Origin of the sequence: Variovorax sp. S12S4 (assembly GCF_023195515.1) — a bacterium.
In the GTDB taxonomy this organism is placed as follows: domain Bacteria; phylum Pseudomonadota; class Gammaproteobacteria; order Burkholderiales; family Burkholderiaceae_C; genus Variovorax.
In genome coordinates, this window is the sequence record NZ_JALPKR020000002.1 from 3,950,970 (window position 1) to 3,966,751 (window position 15,782).

The following is a 15,782-nucleotide window of genomic DNA, read 5'->3' on the forward strand; positions in this document are numbered from 1 at the left end:
CTTTGAAATGCTACCCCGCCGCGGGGCGCCGCGATCCTCGCGCATAGCCCTCGACAGGCTCAAGGTCATATCAACACATCCGCCTACGTACGCGGCACCACGCTGCGGTGGGTGTGTGCTGCGGCTAACTGATTTCAGACTTCAGATGGCCGTGCTGCTTCGGCACGCGCACTGGAATGAACACGGAGGTGACTATGCCGAAAGGAGCCAACGGCATCCTGTTTGGACAGATTCTTGTGGTGCTGGGCGTCACGATTGCCGGCGTATGGGTGGCCACGCAGTGGACTGCGCATGCGCTGGACTACCAGCAACAGCTCGGAGCGCCTTGGTCCGTGTCGATTGGCGTGCCGGTCTATGCGCCCTGGAAACTATTCGAGTGGTGGTACTTTTACGACGCCTACGCGCCCCATGTGTTCGAGCGCGGCGGGGCCATTGCCGCATCGAGCGCGATGTCGGCCACAGGCGCGGCCATCGCGATGGCGGTATGGCGCGCTCGGATGGCCAGGCGGGTCACGACTTATGGCTCCGCTCGCTGGGCTGAGCGCGAGGAGATCGCCAAGGCCGGTCTGATGAAGCCGGCAGGCGTATTCCTTGGCAGAACATCGGGCAAGGACGGGGCCTATCTGCGTCACGACGGTCCTGAACATGTGATGGCGTTCGCGCCCACGCGCTCCGGCAAGGGCGTGGGACTTGTGGTGCCCACGCTGCTGTCCTGGCCCGGCTCGGCCGTCATCCACGACATCAAGGGCGAGAACTGGCAACTCACGGCCGGATGGCGCGCTCGCTTCTCGCACTGCCTGCTGTTCAACCCGACCGACGCGCGCTCGGCTGCCTACAACCCACTGCTGGAAGTGCGCCGCGGCGCGCACGAGGTGCGTGACGTGCAGAACATCGCGGACATCCTGGTCGATCCCGAGGGCGCGCTGGAGCGGCGCAACCATTGGGAGAAGACGAGCCACGCGTTGTTGGTCGGTGCGATCCTTCACGTGCTGTATGCGGGCGAGGACAAGACGCTGCGCGGCGTCGCGAACTTCCTGTCCGATCCCGCATGCCCCTTCGAGGTCACGCTGCACCGGATGATGACGACGCGGCACCTGGGCCAGGACATTCATCCGGTCGTTGCCTCGGCTGCGCGCGAGGTGCTCAACAAGAGCGACAACGAGCGGTCCGGGGTGCTGTCCACGGCCATGTCTTTCCTGGGCCTGTACCGCGACCCGACGGTGGCCGAAGTCACCTCGCGCTGCGACTGGCGCATCGCCGACCTGATCTCGGCGAAGTATCCGGTTTCGCTGTACCTGGTCGTGCCGCCCTCAGACATCAGCCGCACCAAGCCGCTGATCCGCTTGATCTTGAACCAGATCGGCCGGCGTCTCACCGAATCGCTCGACGGCTCCGATGGCATCGCGCGCCTTCGTAAGTTGCTGCTGATGCTCGACGAGTTTCCGGCCCTGGGCCGGCTGGACTTCTTCGAATCCGCGCTGGCCTTCATGGCCGGCTACGACCTTCGAGCCTTCCTGATCGCGCAGTCTCTCAATCAGGTCGACAAGGCCTATGGCCCGAATCACTCGATCCTCGACAACTGCCATGTGCGCGTTGCATTCGCCACCAACGACGAGCGCACGGCCAAGCGGATCTCGGAGGCCCTGGGGACGGCTACTGAGCTGCGTGCGCAGCGCAACTACGCGGGGCACCGGCTCGCGCCGTGGCTGGGCCACCTGATGGTCTCGCGCCAGGAGACGGCGCGGCCGTTGCTGACGCCGGGCGAGGTGATGCAGCTGCCACCCGACGAGGCGGTGGTGATGGTCTCGGGCCATCCGCCGATCAAGGTCAGGAAGCTGCGCTACTACCAGGACCGCAACTTCACGCGGCGTGTGCTGCCGCCACCGGCACTGGCTGCGGGCTTTTACGCGGATCGTCCTGCGACACGGCCCGACGATTGGAGCGGACTGGCGCCGCTGATCGCTCCCGAGTCTTTGTCGCCAGTCGATGCGGGTGGCTTTGCCGACGAGGGCGGCCACCAACTCAAGCCCGAGCTGGAGGTCGTGCGCGACACGCAGGTATTGCCGAACGACGACGGGCTGCTGGTGCTCGATGACGAAGACCACGTGCCCCTGCGGCCGCGGGACGTGGACCGTCAGCTCACGCGCACTGCGCGCCTCGCGGCGCTCGACCCTGACGACGGTATCGCGCTATGAGCCGCGCGCGCCTGAACATCTTCATCGAGCCGGAGCACGCCAAGCGGTTGAAGCAGCTGGCGGTGCACAAGGGTGTCTCGAAATCGGCCGTGGTCGCAGCCGCACTGGCTTCGTTCCTGTCGCCCGATGGAGGTGATCAGCGCGAGGCGGCGATCGCGAAGCGTCTGGACCGGCTCTCGCGCCAGTTCGACCGGCTCGAGCGCGACCAGAACGTGCTGATCGAAACGGTGGCGCTCTATGTCCGCTACTTCCTCACCGTCTCGATTCCGGTACCCGAAGGCCAGCAGGACGCCGCCCGGGCGCAGGGGCGCGCCCGCTTTGCTCAATTTATCGAGCAGCTCGGGCGACACCTGCAGCGCGGGCGCAGCCTGGTACGCGGGGTCCATGAGGAGATCGAGCCGGAGGCAGCGCAAACGCAGGCAGGGCAGGGTGAACCGGAGGAGGCCGCCGATGGTCGAGCCATCTGATCGTTCTTCCGGGTCGTCGCCAAGCCCCTCGGACAACGCAGCGGACCGTCGCATTCGCATGCTGCGCACGGCCATGGGGCCGGAGATCGCAGCGGCCCTCGCGGATCCGGAAGTCGTGGAGGTGCTGCTCAACCCCGATGGCTCGCTGTGGGTGGACCGGCTCGGCAGCGGCCGCGCGCCGACCGGCGCGGCGCTGCCGCCACCGGTGGCCGAACGCATCATCCGCCTCGTCGCCACGCACGTGCGTGCCGAGGTGCATGCCGGCACGCCAATCCTCTCGGCGGAGCTGCCCGAGACCGGCGAGCGTTTCCTGGGCGTGCTGCCGCCGGTGGTACGTGCCCCCTCGTTCGCGATCCGCAAGCGGGCGCTGCGCGTCATGAGCCTGGCGCAATACGTGGCCGACGGGATCCTGACGGGGGACCAGGCCGCGTTCCTGCGGCGGGCGGTGCGCGAGCGCCTGAACATCGTGGTGGCGGGCGGCACCAGCACGGGCAAGACCACGCTCGCGAACGCGCTGCTCGACGAGATCGCCGAGACGCGCGATCGCGTGCTGATCCTCGAGGACACGGTGGAGCTGCAATGCCGCTCCGACGACCACGTGGGCATGCGCACCGAACCGGGCGTGACCACGATGGCCGACCTGGTGCGCACCACCTTGCGGCTGCGGCCCGACCGCATCGTGGTCGGCGAGGTGCGCGGCGCCGAGGCGCTGGACCTTCTCAAGGCGTGGGGCACCGGGCATCCGGGCGGGATCGCCACCGTGCACGCAGGCTCCGCGCAGGGCGCGCTCACGCGACTGGAGCAACTGGTGCAGGAAGTCTCCGTGACCGTGCCGCGCGCGCTGATCGCCGAGGCGGTCCACGTCATCGTCTTCATCGCCGGGCGTGGCAGCGCCCGGCGGGTGCGCGAGATCGCGCGCGTCATCGGCCACGACGACAAGGGCTACCAGCTCGATATCTCGGCGGTACCCGGTTTCCCGTTGCTCTCTTCATCCCGTCCTGCCCCGTCAACCCCGTCGTCTTCTGGAGAACCGTCATGACGATTTCACGCAGTTCCGCAAAGCCGCTGCTGCAGGCGGCTGTTGCTGCAATGCTCTTGCTGGCCGCCGCACTGCCCGCGCAGGCGGCCGGCTCGAACATGCCCTGGGAGGCGCCTTTGCAGTCGATCCTCGATTCGATCCAGGGGCCGGTGGCCAAGATCGTCGCGGTGATCATCATCATCGTGACCGGACTGACGCTGGCCTTCGGGGATACCAGCGGCGGCTTCCGCCGGCTGATCCAGATCGTCTTCGGCCTGTCGATCGCGTTCGCCGCGTCCAGCTTCTTCCTGACCTTCTTCAGCTTCTCGGGCGGGGCGGTGCTGGCATGAGTGAGTCGACTGCTTTCTCGCCGGGTGTCGCGCTCGGCTTCGAGATCCCGCTGCACCGCTCGCTGACAGAGCCGATCCTGCTGGGCGGCGCGCCGCGCACCGTGGCGATCGCCAACGGCACGCTGGCCGCTGCGGTCGGTCTCGGGCTGCAGCTCTGGTTGCCCGGTATTTTTCTTTGGCTCGTCGGCCATGCGCTGGCCGTCTGGGGCGCGCGGCTGGACCCGCAGTTCATGCAGGTCTTTGCGCGACACATCAAGCAACGGCCACTGCTGGACGTGTGAGGCAAGCAGGGAGGACACCATGCTGAATCTCGCCGAATACCGCAAGCGCCCGGCGCTGCTGGCCGACTGGCTGCCCTGGGCCGGCCTGGTCGCGCCCGGGGTCGTGCTCAACAAGGACGGCTCGTTCCAGCGCACGGCGCGGTTCCGCGGGCCGGACCTCGACAGCGCCACGCAGGGCGAGCTCGTCGCCACGTCGGCACGGCTGAACAACGCGCTGCGCCGGCTCGGCTCGGGCTGGGCGCTGTTCGTGGAGGCCGAGCGGCGCGAGGCGTCCGGCTATCCCGAGTCGTCGTTCCCGGAGGCGCTGTCCTGGCTGGTCGACGAGGAGCGCCGCGCCGCCTTCGAGGAGGACGCCAGCCATTTCGAGAGCCGCTATCACCTGACCTTGCTGTACCTGCCCCCGAGGAGTCGAAGGCGCGCGCCGCGGGGCTGCTCTATGAGCGTGCCGGGACCGACGTCCAGGATGGATCCGGTGCGACGGACGGGTCGGATTGGAAGGGACGGCTGGAGACCTTCGTCTCCGAGACCGAGCGCTTTTTCGGTCTGCTCGAAGGCGTGATGCCCGAGATCGACTGGCTCGACGATGCGCAGACCTTGACCCACCTGCATGGCTGCGTGTCCACGCGCCGGCATGCGGTCGCGGTGCCCGAGGTGCCGATGCACCTCGATGCGCTGCTGGCCAACGAGCCGCTGACGGGCGGGCTGGCACCGATGCTCGGCAGCCGGCACCTGCGGGTGCTGACGGTGCGCGGCTTTCCGACCGCGACCTGGCCGGGGTTGCTCGACGACCTGAACCGCCTGGGCTTCGCCTACCGCTGGAGCACGCGCTTCCTGTGCATGGACAAGGCCGAGGCGGAAAAGGAGCTCGTGCGCCTGCGCCGCCAGTGGTTCGCCAAGCGCAAGAACATCGTCGCGCTGCTGCGCGAGACCATCTTCCAGCAGGAGAGCGCGCTGGTCGACTCGGACGCCTCGAACAAGGCGGCGGATGCCGATGCCGCGCTGCAGGAACTGGGCAGCGACCAGGTGGCGTTCGGCTATGTGACCGCCACTGTGACGGTGCTCGATGCCAGTGCTGCCGCGGCCGACGAAAAGCTGCGCGCAATCGAGCGGGTCATCCAGGGCCGGGGCTTCGTCACGATCCCCGAGACGCTCAACGCAGTCGAGGCCTGGCTGTCGTCAATCCCGGGCCATGCCTACGCGAACGTGCGCCAGCCGATCGTCTCGACCCTGAACCTCGCGCACATGATGCCAGTGTCGGCCGTCTGGGCAGGTCCCGAGCGCAATGCGCATCTCGATGGCCCGCCGCTGATCGTCACGCGCACCGATGGCGCGACGCCGTTCCGGCTGGTCACGCACATCGGCGACGTCGGGCACACGCTCGTGGTCGGGCCGACCGGCATGGGCAAGTCGGTGCTGCTGGCCACGCTCGCGTTGCAGTTCCGCCGCTATCCCGGCTCGCGCATCCTGGCCTTCGACATGGGGCGCTCGTTGCGGGCCACGATCCTGGGGCTGGGCGGCGAGCACTATGACCTCGGTTCGGATGGCGCCATTGCCTTCCAGCCGCTGGCCCGCATCGACCAGGACGGCTACCGCGCGTGGGCGGCGGAATGGGTGGAAGGACGGCTTCGCCAGGAGGGCCTCGAGGTCGGACCGGCCGAGCGGGAGATGGTGTGGTCGGCGCTGGCCAGCCTCGCCACCGCGCCGCCCGAGCAGCGCACGATGACGGGCTTGGCAGTGCTGCTGCAGTCGAATGCCCTGCGCCAGGCGCTGGCGCCCTATGTGCTCGGCGGTGCGCACGGGCGGCTGCTCGACGCGGACGGGGATCGGCAGGGAGCCTCCTCCATCCAATGCTTCGAGATGGAAGAGCTGATGCACAGCAAGGCGGCCGTGCTGGCCGTGCTGGGCTATCTGTTCGCGCGCTTCGACGAGCGCTTCGACGGCGCGCCCACGCTTCTGATCCTCGACGAGGCCTGGCTGTTCCTCGACGACCCGGTGTTCGCCGCGCGCATCCGCCAGTGGCTCAAGACGCTGCGCAAGAAGAACGTCTCGGTGATCTTCGCGACGCAGTCGCTCGCGGACATCCAGAACTCCAGCATCGCGCCTGCGATCGTCGAGAGCTGCGCGAGCCGGATCTTCCTGCCCAACCCGCAGGCCACTGAGCCGCAGATCCGCGTGATCTACGAGGGCTTCGGGCTCAACCGCCGGCAGATCGAGATCGTCGCCACGGCGCAGCCCAAGCGCGACTACTACTACCAGTCGCGTCTGGGCAACCGGGTCTTCGAGCTCGGGCTCGGGCCGGTGACGCTGGCGTTTGCGGGTGCGGCCTCGCCCGAGGACCAGCGCGAGATCGACCGCGTGCAGGCCTCGGTCGAGGCGTCGCCGTTCGCGCGGATGCCTTCGGTCTTCGCGGCGGCCTGGCTGCGACACCGCGGGCTCGGCTGGGCGGCCGACCTCATTCCGTCGTTTCCATCTGCATCTCCAACTCTTTCTTCCTCAACCCTGCAGGAGCAAATGCCATGAACCTCCCGTCTTCCTTCAAACCCCGGATCGCCGCGCTGGTCGCGATCAGTGCGATCGCCTTCGGCGTGGCGCCGCCGGCGCATGCCATCTTCGGCGTCGGCGACACCGTGTTCGATGCGTCCAACTTCATCCAGAACATGCTGACCGCGGCTCGCGCGCTGGAGCAGATCAACAACCAGGTCGAGCAGCTGCAGAACGAGGCGCAGATGCTGCGCAACCAGGCGAGGAACCTTCAGGGCCTGGACTTCAGTGCGCTGTCCGAGCTCAAGTCGACGCTGGCGGCGACGAACCAGCTGATCCAGCAGGCGCAGGGTCTGGCCTTCAACGTCTCGCGCATGGAGGACGAATTCAAGCGGCTCTACCCCGAGTCGTTTTCTGCGGCGATCTCCGGTGCGCAGATGGCTGGCGATGCGCGCCAGCGCTGGCGCAATTCGCTGGAAGCCCTGCGCACCGCGACGCAGGTGCAGTCGCAGGCGATGCAGAACTTCACCGCCGACGAGCGGGCGCTGACCGATCTCGTGAACCGCAGCCAGTCCGCCACGGGCGCCTTGCAGGCGATGCAGGCGACCAACCAGCTGCTGGCGCTGCAGTCGCGCCAGGCGATCCAGGCGCAGCAGCTGCAGATCACGCAGGACCGGGCCGCGGCGCTGGAGCAGGCGCGGCAGGTGGCGGTTCCAGGAGCGCGCACGCGAGGTGCGCCGGCGCTTCATGGGCAGCGGTACCCCGTACACGCCCTACAACGTGAATTTCTATGGCAGCTGAGGGGACGTCCATGAAGAATCTGTTTCTCATCACCACAGCCGCTTTGGCGCTGGTGCTCGCCGGCTGCGGCAAGTCCGAGCCGGCCCAGCCCGCGATCGAGTCCGTCGAATCCCTCGTTGCCAATCCCGAGCGGCTGAAGGATCTGCGCGCGCAGTGCAAGGCCGACCATGCCCGGATGGGCGACGCGCAGTGCCATGCGGTGGCCGAGGCCACGCGCCAGCGCTTCATGAGCGGGGGCCAGTCGCCGTACGCGAACGACCCGGTGCCGCCGCCGGCCGCACCGGCGTCGCCGCCGGCCGACGCGGGCGCCAAGGACTGACGCGATGGACGATGTCGCGGTCATCGACCGCTTCCTCGACGTCTTCTCGCGCTACATCGATTCGGGCTTCGGGCTGCTGCACGGCGAGGTGGCGTTCCTCACGGCCACGCTGGTCGTGATCGACATGACCTTGGCCGGGCTGTTCTGGGCCATGAGCCAGGCGACGGGGCAGGGCGACGACGTGATCGCTCGGCTGATCCGCAAGGTGCTCTATGTGGGGGCGTTCGCTTTCATCATCGGCCACTTCAACCAGCTCGCCGGGGTCCTGTTCCGCTCCTTTGCCGGGCTCGGCCTGGTGGCGTCGGGCTCCAGCCTGACACAGGCACAGTTCCTGCAGCCGGGCCGGCTTGCGCAGGTCGGCATCGAGGCGGGCCGGCCGATCATGGAGCAGATCGGCGAGATGACGGGCTTTCCCGAGACCTTCGCCCATCTGGACACCATCGCCGTGCTGTTCCTGGCTTGGCTCGTGCTGATTGTGAGCTTCTTCGTGCTCGCGGTGCAGCTCTTCGTCGCCCTGATCGAGTTCAAGCTGACGACGCTGGCGGGCTTCGTGCTCGTGCCCTTCGCGCTGTGGAACAAGACCGCGTTCCTGGCGGAGAAGGTGCTGGGCAATGTGGTGTCTTCGGGCATCAAGGTGCTGGTGCTGGCCGTGATCGTAGGCATCGGCACCGGACTCTTCGCGGAGTTCCGCACGCCGCCCGGCGCCGAGCCGTCCATCGACCATGCGCTGACGATCATGCTGGCGGCGCTCGCGATGCTGGGCCTGGGGATCTTCGGGCCGGGGATCGCGACGGGCCTGGTGTCGGGCGCGCCGCAGCTTGGTGCCGGCGCGGTGGCGGGCACAGCCTTGGGTGCGGTGGGCCTGGCGGTCGCTGGTGGCGCGGCCGTGGCGAGTGCGGGTTCGGCCGTGGCCGCCGGGGCGCGTATGGCGCCCGGCGCGGCGCGTGCGGCCATCGGCGGCGGCGCAGCGGCCGCACGTTCGGCCAGCGGCCTGGCGACCGGTGCGAAGTCGGCCTACCAGGCGGGCGCGGCGGCATCCAGTGGCGGTGGCGTGCGCGCGGCCGGTGCCGGCCTTGCCCATCTCGCGAAAACCGGTGCCGGCACCGTCGGCCAGCGAGTCGCGTCCGGCGCCAGGGCCGTGAAGGAGCGCGTGGCGAACTTCGTGACCGATGCCGCAGCGCCTGCGACTGCGGGGAATGTGGCATCTACCGGTTCGGAAGAGCCTGGCGGACCACCCCCGAACCGGCATGGGCCAAGCAGATGCGCCGCAAGCAGCAGCTGAGCCATGCGGCCTCGACGACGGCGCACGTGCTGCGCTCGGGCGATCACGGTGGCAGCGGCACCGGCCCGAGCCTCCGCGACGACGCCAGCGCCTGATCCGGCTTCCTGAGGAAAACCATCCATGCGATTCAAGCGACCCCAGGTGCGGTACTCGGACACGCCCGAGCCCGTGACCCCTTATCAAGCCGCGGCGCAGGTCTGGGACCAGCGCATCGGCAGCGCGCGCGTGCAGGCGAAGAACTGGCGCTTGATGGCCTTCGGCTGTCTCTCGCTGGCCCTGCTGATGGCCGGCGGGCTGGTCTGGCGCTCGGCACAGTCCATCGTGACGCCCTATGTCGTCGAGGTCGACAGCGCCGGCCAGGTGCGCGCGGTCGGCGAGGCCGCCACGCCCTACAAGCCCAGCGACGCGCAGATCGCGCACCACCTGGCGCGCTTCATCACCGACGTGCGCTCGCTGTCGATCGATCCGATCGTGGTGCGGCAGAACTGGCTCGAGGCCTACGAGTACACGACGGACCGCGGCGCCGCGACGCTGAACGACTACGCACGCGCCAACGATCCGTTCTCGCGCATCGGGGAGAGCTCGGTGGCGGTGCAGATCAACAGCGTGGTGCGCGCGAGCGATTCGTCGTTCCAGGTGCGCTGGACGGAGCGACGCTACGTCAACGGCGAAGCGGCAGGGCTGGAGCGCTGGACTGCGGTGCTGGCGATCGTGCTGCAGGCGCCGCGAACGGAGGAGCGGCTGCGAAGGAACCCGCTGGGCATCTACGTCAACGGTCTGTCCTGGAGTCGCGAGCTCGATGCGACGGACACAGCGAAAGGAACCAAGCCATGAAGACTGATTTCCGTAGAGGCGTATCTGCGCCGATCCTGCTGAGCGTAGTGGCGGTCGTCGCGGGCTGTGCCACGCAGGGCAAGGCACCGCCGGCGATCTCGCTGGACGAGCCGGTGGCCGCCGCCGCGCGGCCGGTGCCCGAGCCGGCCCCGCCCGTCGAGGTGGTGGAGATGCCGAAGCCTTTGCCGCTGCCCGGCCAGATGAAGGCGCTGCCGAGCGCGCAGGAAGCCAAGCCGGCCCCGGAACCCGCCGACGAGAAGGTGCGGGTCTCGCGGGCCAACGAGGAGGCCCGCGTCGTGCCCACGCGCGAGGGCTACGTCAACGCGATCCAGGTCTGGCCGTATGCGGACGGCGCGCTGTATCAGGTCTACACGAGTCCGGGCCGCGTGACCGTCATTGCGTTGCAGGAGGGCGAGGAGCTGGTGGCGGTCTCGGCCGGCGACACGGTGCGTTGGATCGTGGGCGACACGGTCAGCGGCGGTGGAGTGAGCCAGCGTGTCCACGTGCTCGTGAAACCCACGCGCACGGGACTGAAGACGAACCTGGTCGTCACGACGAACCGGCGCACCTACCTGCTCGAACTGTCCTCGACGCCGCAGGCCTGGATGGCGTCGGTGTCCTGGGACTATCCGAAGGACCGGATGCTGGCGTTGCAGAAGCAGGCGAGGGACGCGCAAGTAGCGGCGCCGGTGGATTCGGGCCTGTCGGTGGAGCAGATCCGGTTCCGCTATGCGATCAGCGGCGATGCGCCGTCCTGGAAGCCGCTGCGCGCCTTCGACGACGGGCAGAAGGTCTATATCCAGTTCCCGGGCGGCATCGCGCAGGGTGAGCTGCCGCCGCTGTTCCTGATCGGGCCGCAGGGCGATGGGCAGCTCGTGAACTATCGATTCCGCTCGCCGTACTACGTGGTGGACCGGCTGTTCGGCGCGGCGGAGCTGCGGCTAGGCGGCTTCAAGGACGGCAAGGCCGAGGTGGTGCGTATCGAGCGCACGGATGGCGCGAGCGGCAGCGTTCAGGGTGCACGGAGCGATGGGTCATGAGTGCGGAAGACAGTTTGCCGCCCGAATCGTCCCAGGTCCCGCCCAAGGTTGCGCCGGAGACGGTGGCCCTGCGCGCGCAGCCGCGGCCGGTGGTGCGGCTCAACCGCCGCATGCTGGCCGTCGGCGCCGGCACCCTGGCTGCGGCGGTGCTCGGCGGCACGATGTGGTCGCTGCAGTCGCAGAGACGCGAGCGCAATCCGGCCGCCGAGCTGTACAACGTCGACCGCGTGGCGCGCGCGGATGGGCTGGACCAGTTGCCGAAGGACTATGCCGGGATGCCGCCGGCGTTGCAGCCGGCGCCACCGGTGCTGGGGCCGCCATTGCCGGGAGACCTCGGGTCGGCCATAGCTAAGGCACAGCAGCCGGTGGAGGGGAGGGCGCAGGGCGTCGATCCGGCGCAGGCCGAGCAGTTGGCGGCCGAGGAGGCGGCGCGGTCCTCGGTGTTCTTCCGGCGCAGTGGCGAGGGTGCTGCTGCGAAGCAGGGGGCTGTTGCCGAGCACGCCATGTCCGCAACTGCCGCCAATGTGTCTGGGACGTCGGCGGGTCAGCAGCCGTTCAATCCCTTGGGCGCGATGAGCCCAGCCGTGGCTTCGCCGGCCGATCCTGTGGTGGCGCAGAACCGCCAGGACCGCAAGGAAGCGTTTCTTGCGAAGGCCGGTGACACGGCCACGCGCAATCCCGGGAGCCTGCAATTGCCGGCTTCGCCGTATCAGGTGATGGCGGGCACCGTTATCCCGGCCGCGCTGGTGACGGGTATCAACTCCGACCTGCCGGGGCAGGTGATCGCCACCGTGACCGAGGCGGTCTACGACACAGCCACCGGGCGCCATCTGCTGATTCCGCAGGGGTCGCGGCTGATCGGGCGCTACGACAGCCAGGTGACCTTCGGGCAGCGGCGCGTGCTGCTGGTGTGGACGCGGCTGATTCTGCCGGACACGTCGTCGGTGGCACTGGACCGGTTGCCGGGGATTGATCCCGCTGGCTATGCCGGGCTGGAGGACAGTGTCGACTGGCACTGGAACCGCATCCTCGCCGGTGCGGCGCTGTCGACGCTGCTTGGCGTGGGGGCCGAGTTGGCGGCACCGCAGAGCCGGACGGATCAGGACGGCAATCGCCTCGTGATCGCCGTGCGCGAGGGGGCGCAGGACACGGTGAACCAGGCGGGGCAGGAGATCACGAAGCGCAATGCGAGCATTCAGCCGACACTGACGATCCGGCCGGGGTTTCCGGTGCGGGTAATGGTGAGCAAAGACCTCATCTTGCGGCCGTACCAGCCGCTGTTCTTCCAAAAGGGATCTGGACAATGAGCACGAATAAGCTGCGGCTTGGTCCTTTGCCGAAGGCTGAGACCACCAAGCTCACAGTAACCCTGCCTGCCGACTTGAAGCAGCAACTTGAACGGTACGCGCAGTTGCATAGCCAAGCGCACGGCGAACCGGTTGATGCAGTTGCGTTGATTCCACACATGCTCGCTGCGTTCATCGAACGGGATCGAGCGTTCAAGGCGATGCGGCTCAAGCTTGCGGCTCAATAGAGTTCAAAGGCAGAAGGGAGGTTGTCTCCCAGGATGATTACCTTGGACCACTTGTACCTATCTCGGTGTAGAAGCAAGTTGTTGCGTACCTCGCCCCAATACGCGCTCGTCAGGCCAAAAAACATGGTGTCCACAAGAACCAGCCACCATTCGGGGTGCAGCGATCGATATTGCTCGATTTTTGCCTCTTTCTCGGACATGCAGAGCTGTACGTTCCGAACTGCCTCAGAAACGATAGGTCCGCCTGCGTCGAGGTCACTGATCGACGACAAGCAGAAGAATGCTTCGTATGCTCGCCCGGCAGGATTCAGGCTCAGCTCAAAATTCGGATGAATTTGAAAGCAGGTCGGTTGACCACTGTCGGTTATTTTGAATTCTCGGAGGGCACGAAGAATGGGTTCCCGGAGCTGCTTGAAGTCGGATAGCGGCCTGCGCCACTTTAGTGACACGTACCAGGATTGTCCGTCTCGACCGGGCCCCAACTTGGGAAGCTCCTTGTTGAACCAAGGGACTATCGAGTAGTGAACTTTCTCCATCCCTTGCAGTTTTCCGGTGGCCGTCACGATGTTTTGATTGAGGCGACGTACCTCTACGGCGATGCGTCCATCGATCAGGAAGTCAGGAGGGATATTCCCATGCGGCTCATACTGAACTTGCCCGAGACCGAGCGAAGTCAGATAGTCCATCGCCTGTCTCTCGGTCGAATCCATCTCTCTTCTTGGTCTTTCAGCGGCGCTTGTCTAGGACGTCGTCGATTCTGCTGGAGGTCGCCCCACCGCCGTAGGTACAGTCGGTCAGGATGAACGTCACGTAGCCACTCGGCGACTCGGCAATTGCAAGAGGTAAACGGAAGACCGGACAGCACCGATATTCGCCCCCTTCGGCACGGCGTCACGCCGCTGGCGCATCCCCAGACCGCAGCATTGACATCGCGGCGAGTGCGCTCTTCAAAGAACTCACTGAAGGTCGGGCCCGAGGAATCGAGCTCATAACCGCTAGCCATGCGGAGCAATCGCTCCAGCTTGCGCCGTTCAATAGAAGACATGTCGGCCATGGTTTGTCCGCTGTGCATCAACGGCTCTAGGATGACCGATCATCCCCACGCCTCATGCCGCATTCGCCTTCTCTTGAATCGCGCGGCATTGATGGAGCAGCGCGTCGAACGACTCGACCTCCTCTAGGAACAAACCATCGTCGATCATGTGCTGGTAGTCGGCGGCCAACTTGGCCAAGGCGTCGTCGTCGGGAACGAGGCGAAGACCGCCCGCGACTGCGGTGTGATAGTCGATCAGTCCACCGTCCAGGTTCTTCTCCACGAAGAAGATGCTCTTTTGATCGGCCACAGCCTTCGCCAGCTCCGTATCTGCGATCGCCGAGTCGGCGAAGCCGGCGGCATCGAGCCGCGTCACGTCGTGCCAATGGCGAGCGAATCTATCCCCGCCTCGAAAGGCACCTTGCGCGCAGAAGACGTGAATCGCAGTGGCTTTTTCCCAGAAGGTCCGCTCGGCACGCATCACCTGTGGCGACGCTTCGGGAAACTCGACGCCCCGCAGGTGTGCGGCTGCATCGCAGTGAACGGAGCGCAGTTCGGAAGGCTCGCCGGTGGATCGCGCGCCAAATTCGAGCATGACTGCAGACGGGACATAACTCGTTCCCGAGGTCAAGGGCGTGTAGTCGATGAACACTTTGTCGCCTTCGGTGCGGATCGTGGCGGGCAGGCCATGCTGCCCAAGGTCATGCTGGAGCCGCGGAACGACTTCGGTGGCCACCCATTCAGCCAGACGGGCGCGGATCTCCTTGCTCCACTTCTTCACCTGGCTCTTGCTGGCCGGGAGTGGCGTGCCCGCATCGCCGATCAGATCACCAGCGATGGCGCGGATGTCGTAGGTGAGGTCCACGTCCTCGGAGAAGCGCTGAATGACGCCATAGGCCTTCGAGAGGGATGTGCCGCCCTTGAAGACGAGATGCGGCGCATAGGGCGTGGCGAAGAGATGTTGCAGGGACCACACCACCCAAACGTCTTTTTCCAACAGGTGGGGAGGGCGGCCAGAAGCGTCGGCGGCCTGGACAAGAGCCTCCAAACGCTCATCGGCAGACAGTTCGAAGAACTCAGCCATGCGGTACCAGCGCGCTCACCTCCTGCGCCATCCAAGTCGGCAGGCGCGCACGCGCCGACGCCACTTCCTTCATCTCGGCCGGCGGCAGTTTGGCGCGCAGCGCCCGCAGCGCGGCGCCGGCCTTTTCCGGCCCGAGCCATGCCAGCGCCCGCACCACATCGCCGGCGGCGCGGCCAGGAAAGATCAGCTGCCACACCGGTGCATGCCGCAACTCCACGGTTTGGGCGCCCAGCTTCAGGCTGCGGCTGGGGCCGGACGTCAGGTAGACGGACCGCATCGGCACCTGGGTCGTGAGCCCGAGCGCGTTGGCGGCGGACGCGCCATGCGACACGATGGTTTCCCCGCGCTGACTGGCCAGCCCCTCGACCAACTTGGCGGTCGAGGGCGCACGGGAACCGAAGCGGCTCTCGACCGGCAGGACATAAATGCCGCGGCCCGCGCGAAGCAGGGCGCCCCGCTGCACAAGCCGAGACAGAACCTGGTCCACGGCGGCCCGGTTGCCTAGGTGCAGTAGTTCCTTGGCGACCAAGGGCGAGCCTTCCGGCAATCCGGCGGCGTGCTCCAGAACTTGTTTGGCGAGGGTCTGCATGGCGATAACTTTAGAGGTGGTAGAAGTATGACGTAGTTTCTGACAGTTTTCAAGGCCTCCCTGTTATCGCAGTGATGGGGGCAGTCAGCAGAGCGCTGTTGCTGCCACGGTGAACCGGCCGGCGACGTCAGGCGCCGCCGGCAGGGCCACATCGGTGAGAGCGCCGGAAAAGTGATGCGTAAGGGCCTTCAAGTCTCATGCTTGCCCAAGCATTCAGGCGTCACAGCTGACAAGTACTTACTTTCCGCGTTACATTTGCGGTACATCCTTTGACGAGCTAAGCCATGGAACGAAAGACCGAAACCCTCAACCTCCGGGTTACGCCTGAGCTAAAGGAACTAATTCGGATGGCGGCCGAGCAGGAGCGACGAACGATTGCCAACTTCATCGAAGTGCTGGTCAGACAGCACTGCCGTGCGCAAGGAGTGAACCCAGAAGTCAAGCGGGCTGAGAGCCGCTGAGCCATACAAGGAG

Annotated in this window: 14 protein-coding genes and 3 pseudogenes; 14 read left to right on the top strand and 3 right to left on the bottom strand. The window is 66.8% G+C overall.

The features are described 5' to 3' along the window. The first annotated feature begins 194 nt into the window (after positions 1–194). The 13 genes and pseudogenes from M0765_RS19515 to M0765_RS19575 all read left to right on the top strand — a co-directional run bounded on the left by M0765_RS19515 (position 195) and on the right by M0765_RS19575 (position 12,602). The gene (locus M0765_RS19515; RefSeq protein ID WP_258505470.1) at positions 195–2,195 is read left to right on the top strand and encodes a conjugal transfer protein TraG; all 2,001 of its coding nucleotides are present in this window, start codon (positions 195–197) and stop codon (positions 2,193–2,195) included. After that, entirely contained in the window at positions 2,192–2,662 is a 471-nt protein-coding gene (locus M0765_RS19520) for a CopG family transcriptional regulator (protein ID WP_258505471.1), read from the top strand. Before M0765_RS19515 ends, M0765_RS19520 begins: the two co-directional genes overlap by 4 nt. After that, entirely contained in the window at positions 2,646–3,701 is a 1,056-nt protein-coding gene (trbB, locus tag M0765_RS19525; protein WP_258505472.1) for a P-type conjugative transfer ATPase TrbB, read from the top strand. The genes M0765_RS19520 and trbB overlap by 17 nt, the downstream gene beginning before the upstream one ends. After that, positions 3,698–4,030: a TrbC/VirB2 family protein gene (locus tag M0765_RS19530; RefSeq protein WP_258505473.1), complete on the top strand. Its 333-nt coding sequence runs from the start codon at positions 3,698–3,700 to the stop codon at positions 4,028–4,030. The genes trbB and M0765_RS19530 overlap by 4 nt, the downstream gene beginning before the upstream one ends. Next, positions 4,027–4,311 (top strand): VirB3 family type IV secretion system protein, encoded by a 285-nt coding sequence (locus M0765_RS19535; RefSeq protein ID WP_258505475.1) that lies wholly within the window; start codon positions 4,027–4,029, stop codon positions 4,309–4,311. Before M0765_RS19530 ends, M0765_RS19535 begins: the two co-directional genes overlap by 4 nt. A gap of 19 nt (positions 4,312–4,330) precedes the next feature. Continuing rightward, positions 4,331–6,831, top strand: a pseudogene (trbE, locus tag M0765_RS19540) (conjugal transfer protein TrbE). After that, positions 6,828–7,593 (top strand): annotated as a pseudogene (trbJ, locus tag M0765_RS19545) (P-type conjugative transfer protein TrbJ). Before trbE ends, trbJ begins: the two co-directional pseudogenes overlap by 4 nt. Positions 7,594–7,603: 10 nt before the next feature. Beyond that, positions 7,604–7,912 carry an EexN family lipoprotein gene (locus tag M0765_RS19550; protein ID WP_258505476.1) on the top strand — a complete coding sequence of 103 codons (309 nt, stop codon included), beginning with the start codon at positions 7,604–7,606 and terminating at the stop codon, positions 7,910–7,912. Positions 7,913–7,916: 4 nt separating this feature from the next. Then, positions 7,917–9,289, top strand: a pseudogene (gene trbL / locus M0765_RS19555) (P-type conjugative transfer protein TrbL). 25 nt (positions 9,290–9,314) lie between these two features. Then, complete coding sequence (trbF, locus tag M0765_RS19560; RefSeq protein WP_258505477.1) at positions 9,315–10,028, top strand: conjugal transfer protein TrbF; 714 nt, start codon at positions 9,315–9,317, stop codon at positions 10,026–10,028. Next, positions 10,025–11,068 carry a P-type conjugative transfer protein TrbG gene (gene trbG, locus M0765_RS19565; RefSeq protein ID WP_258505478.1) on the top strand — a complete coding sequence of 348 codons (1,044 nt, stop codon included), beginning with the start codon at positions 10,025–10,027 and terminating at the stop codon, positions 11,066–11,068. The genes trbF and trbG overlap by 4 nt, the downstream gene beginning before the upstream one ends. Then, positions 11,065–12,375, top strand: coding sequence for a TrbI/VirB10 family protein (locus M0765_RS19570; RefSeq protein ID WP_258505479.1), 1,311 nt, complete (start codon positions 11,065–11,067; stop codon positions 12,373–12,375). The genes trbG and M0765_RS19570 overlap by 4 nt, the downstream gene beginning before the upstream one ends. Beyond that, on the top strand, positions 12,372–12,602 hold the full coding sequence (locus tag M0765_RS19575; protein WP_258505480.1) for a DUF2274 domain-containing protein: 231 nt from the start codon (positions 12,372–12,374) through the stop codon (positions 12,600–12,602). The genes M0765_RS19570 and M0765_RS19575 overlap by 4 nt, the downstream gene beginning before the upstream one ends. Here the strand turns inward: M0765_RS19575 and M0765_RS19580 are convergent. The 3 genes from M0765_RS19580 to M0765_RS19590 form a co-directional block, all read right to left on the bottom strand. Then, positions 12,596–13,288 (bottom strand): hypothetical protein, encoded by a 693-nt coding sequence (locus M0765_RS19580; protein WP_258505481.1) that lies wholly within the window; start codon positions 13,286–13,288, stop codon positions 12,596–12,598. The genes M0765_RS19575 and M0765_RS19580 overlap by 7 nt on opposite strands. A 420-nt stretch (positions 13,289–13,708) precedes the next feature. Continuing rightward, entirely contained in the window at positions 13,709–14,719 is a 1,011-nt protein-coding gene (locus tag M0765_RS19585; protein WP_258505482.1) for a nucleotidyl transferase AbiEii/AbiGii toxin family protein, read from the bottom strand. Next, the gene (locus tag M0765_RS19590; RefSeq protein ID WP_258505483.1) at positions 14,712–15,308 is read right to left on the bottom strand and encodes a DUF6088 family protein; all 597 of its coding nucleotides are present in this window, start codon (positions 15,306–15,308) and stop codon (positions 14,712–14,714) included. Before M0765_RS19590 ends, M0765_RS19585 begins: the two co-directional genes overlap by 8 nt. 284 nt (positions 15,309–15,592) lie before the next feature. Between M0765_RS19590 and M0765_RS19595 the strand changes: the two genes are divergently transcribed. Beyond that, the gene (locus M0765_RS19595; protein ID WP_258505484.1) at positions 15,593–15,769 is read left to right on the top strand and encodes a type II toxin -antitoxin system TacA 1-like antitoxin; all 177 of its coding nucleotides are present in this window, start codon (positions 15,593–15,595) and stop codon (positions 15,767–15,769) included. Positions 15,770–15,782 lie beyond the last annotated feature (13 nt).

Coding starts and splice junctions, on each gene's coding strand:
- trbF (WP_258505477.1), top strand. CDS start 9,315: ATGCGATTCAAGCGACCCCAGGTGCGGTACTCGGACACGCCCGAGCCC.
- M0765_RS19595 (WP_258505484.1), top strand. CDS start 15,593: ATGGAACGAAAGACCGAAACCCTCAACCTCCGGGTTACGCCTGAGCTA.
- M0765_RS19520 (WP_258505471.1), top strand. CDS start 2,192: ATGAGCCGCGCGCGCCTGAACATCTTCATCGAGCCGGAGCACGCCAAG.
- M0765_RS19515 (WP_258505470.1), top strand. CDS start 195: ATGCCGAAAGGAGCCAACGGCATCCTGTTTGGACAGATTCTTGTGGTG.
- trbB (WP_258505472.1), top strand. CDS start 2,646: ATGGTCGAGCCATCTGATCGTTCTTCCGGGTCGTCGCCAAGCCCCTCG.
- M0765_RS19550 (WP_258505476.1), top strand. CDS start 7,604: ATGAAGAATCTGTTTCTCATCACCACAGCCGCTTTGGCGCTGGTGCTC.
- M0765_RS19530 (WP_258505473.1), top strand. CDS start 3,698: ATGACGATTTCACGCAGTTCCGCAAAGCCGCTGCTGCAGGCGGCTGTT.
- trbG (WP_258505478.1), top strand. CDS start 10,025: ATGAAGACTGATTTCCGTAGAGGCGTATCTGCGCCGATCCTGCTGAGC.
- M0765_RS19570 (WP_258505479.1), top strand. CDS start 11,065: ATGAGTGCGGAAGACAGTTTGCCGCCCGAATCGTCCCAGGTCCCGCCC.
- M0765_RS19590 (WP_258505483.1), bottom strand. CDS start 15,308: ATGCAGACCCTCGCCAAACAAGTTCTGGAGCACGCCGCCGGATTGCCG.
- M0765_RS19580 (WP_258505481.1), bottom strand. CDS start 13,288: ATGGACTATCTGACTTCGCTCGGTCTCGGGCAAGTTCAGTATGAGCCG.
- M0765_RS19535 (WP_258505475.1), top strand. CDS start 4,027: ATGAGTGAGTCGACTGCTTTCTCGCCGGGTGTCGCGCTCGGCTTCGAG.
- M0765_RS19585 (WP_258505482.1), bottom strand. CDS start 14,719: ATGGCTGAGTTCTTCGAACTGTCTGCCGATGAGCGTTTGGAGGCTCTT.
- M0765_RS19575 (WP_258505480.1), top strand. CDS start 12,372: ATGAGCACGAATAAGCTGCGGCTTGGTCCTTTGCCGAAGGCTGAGACC.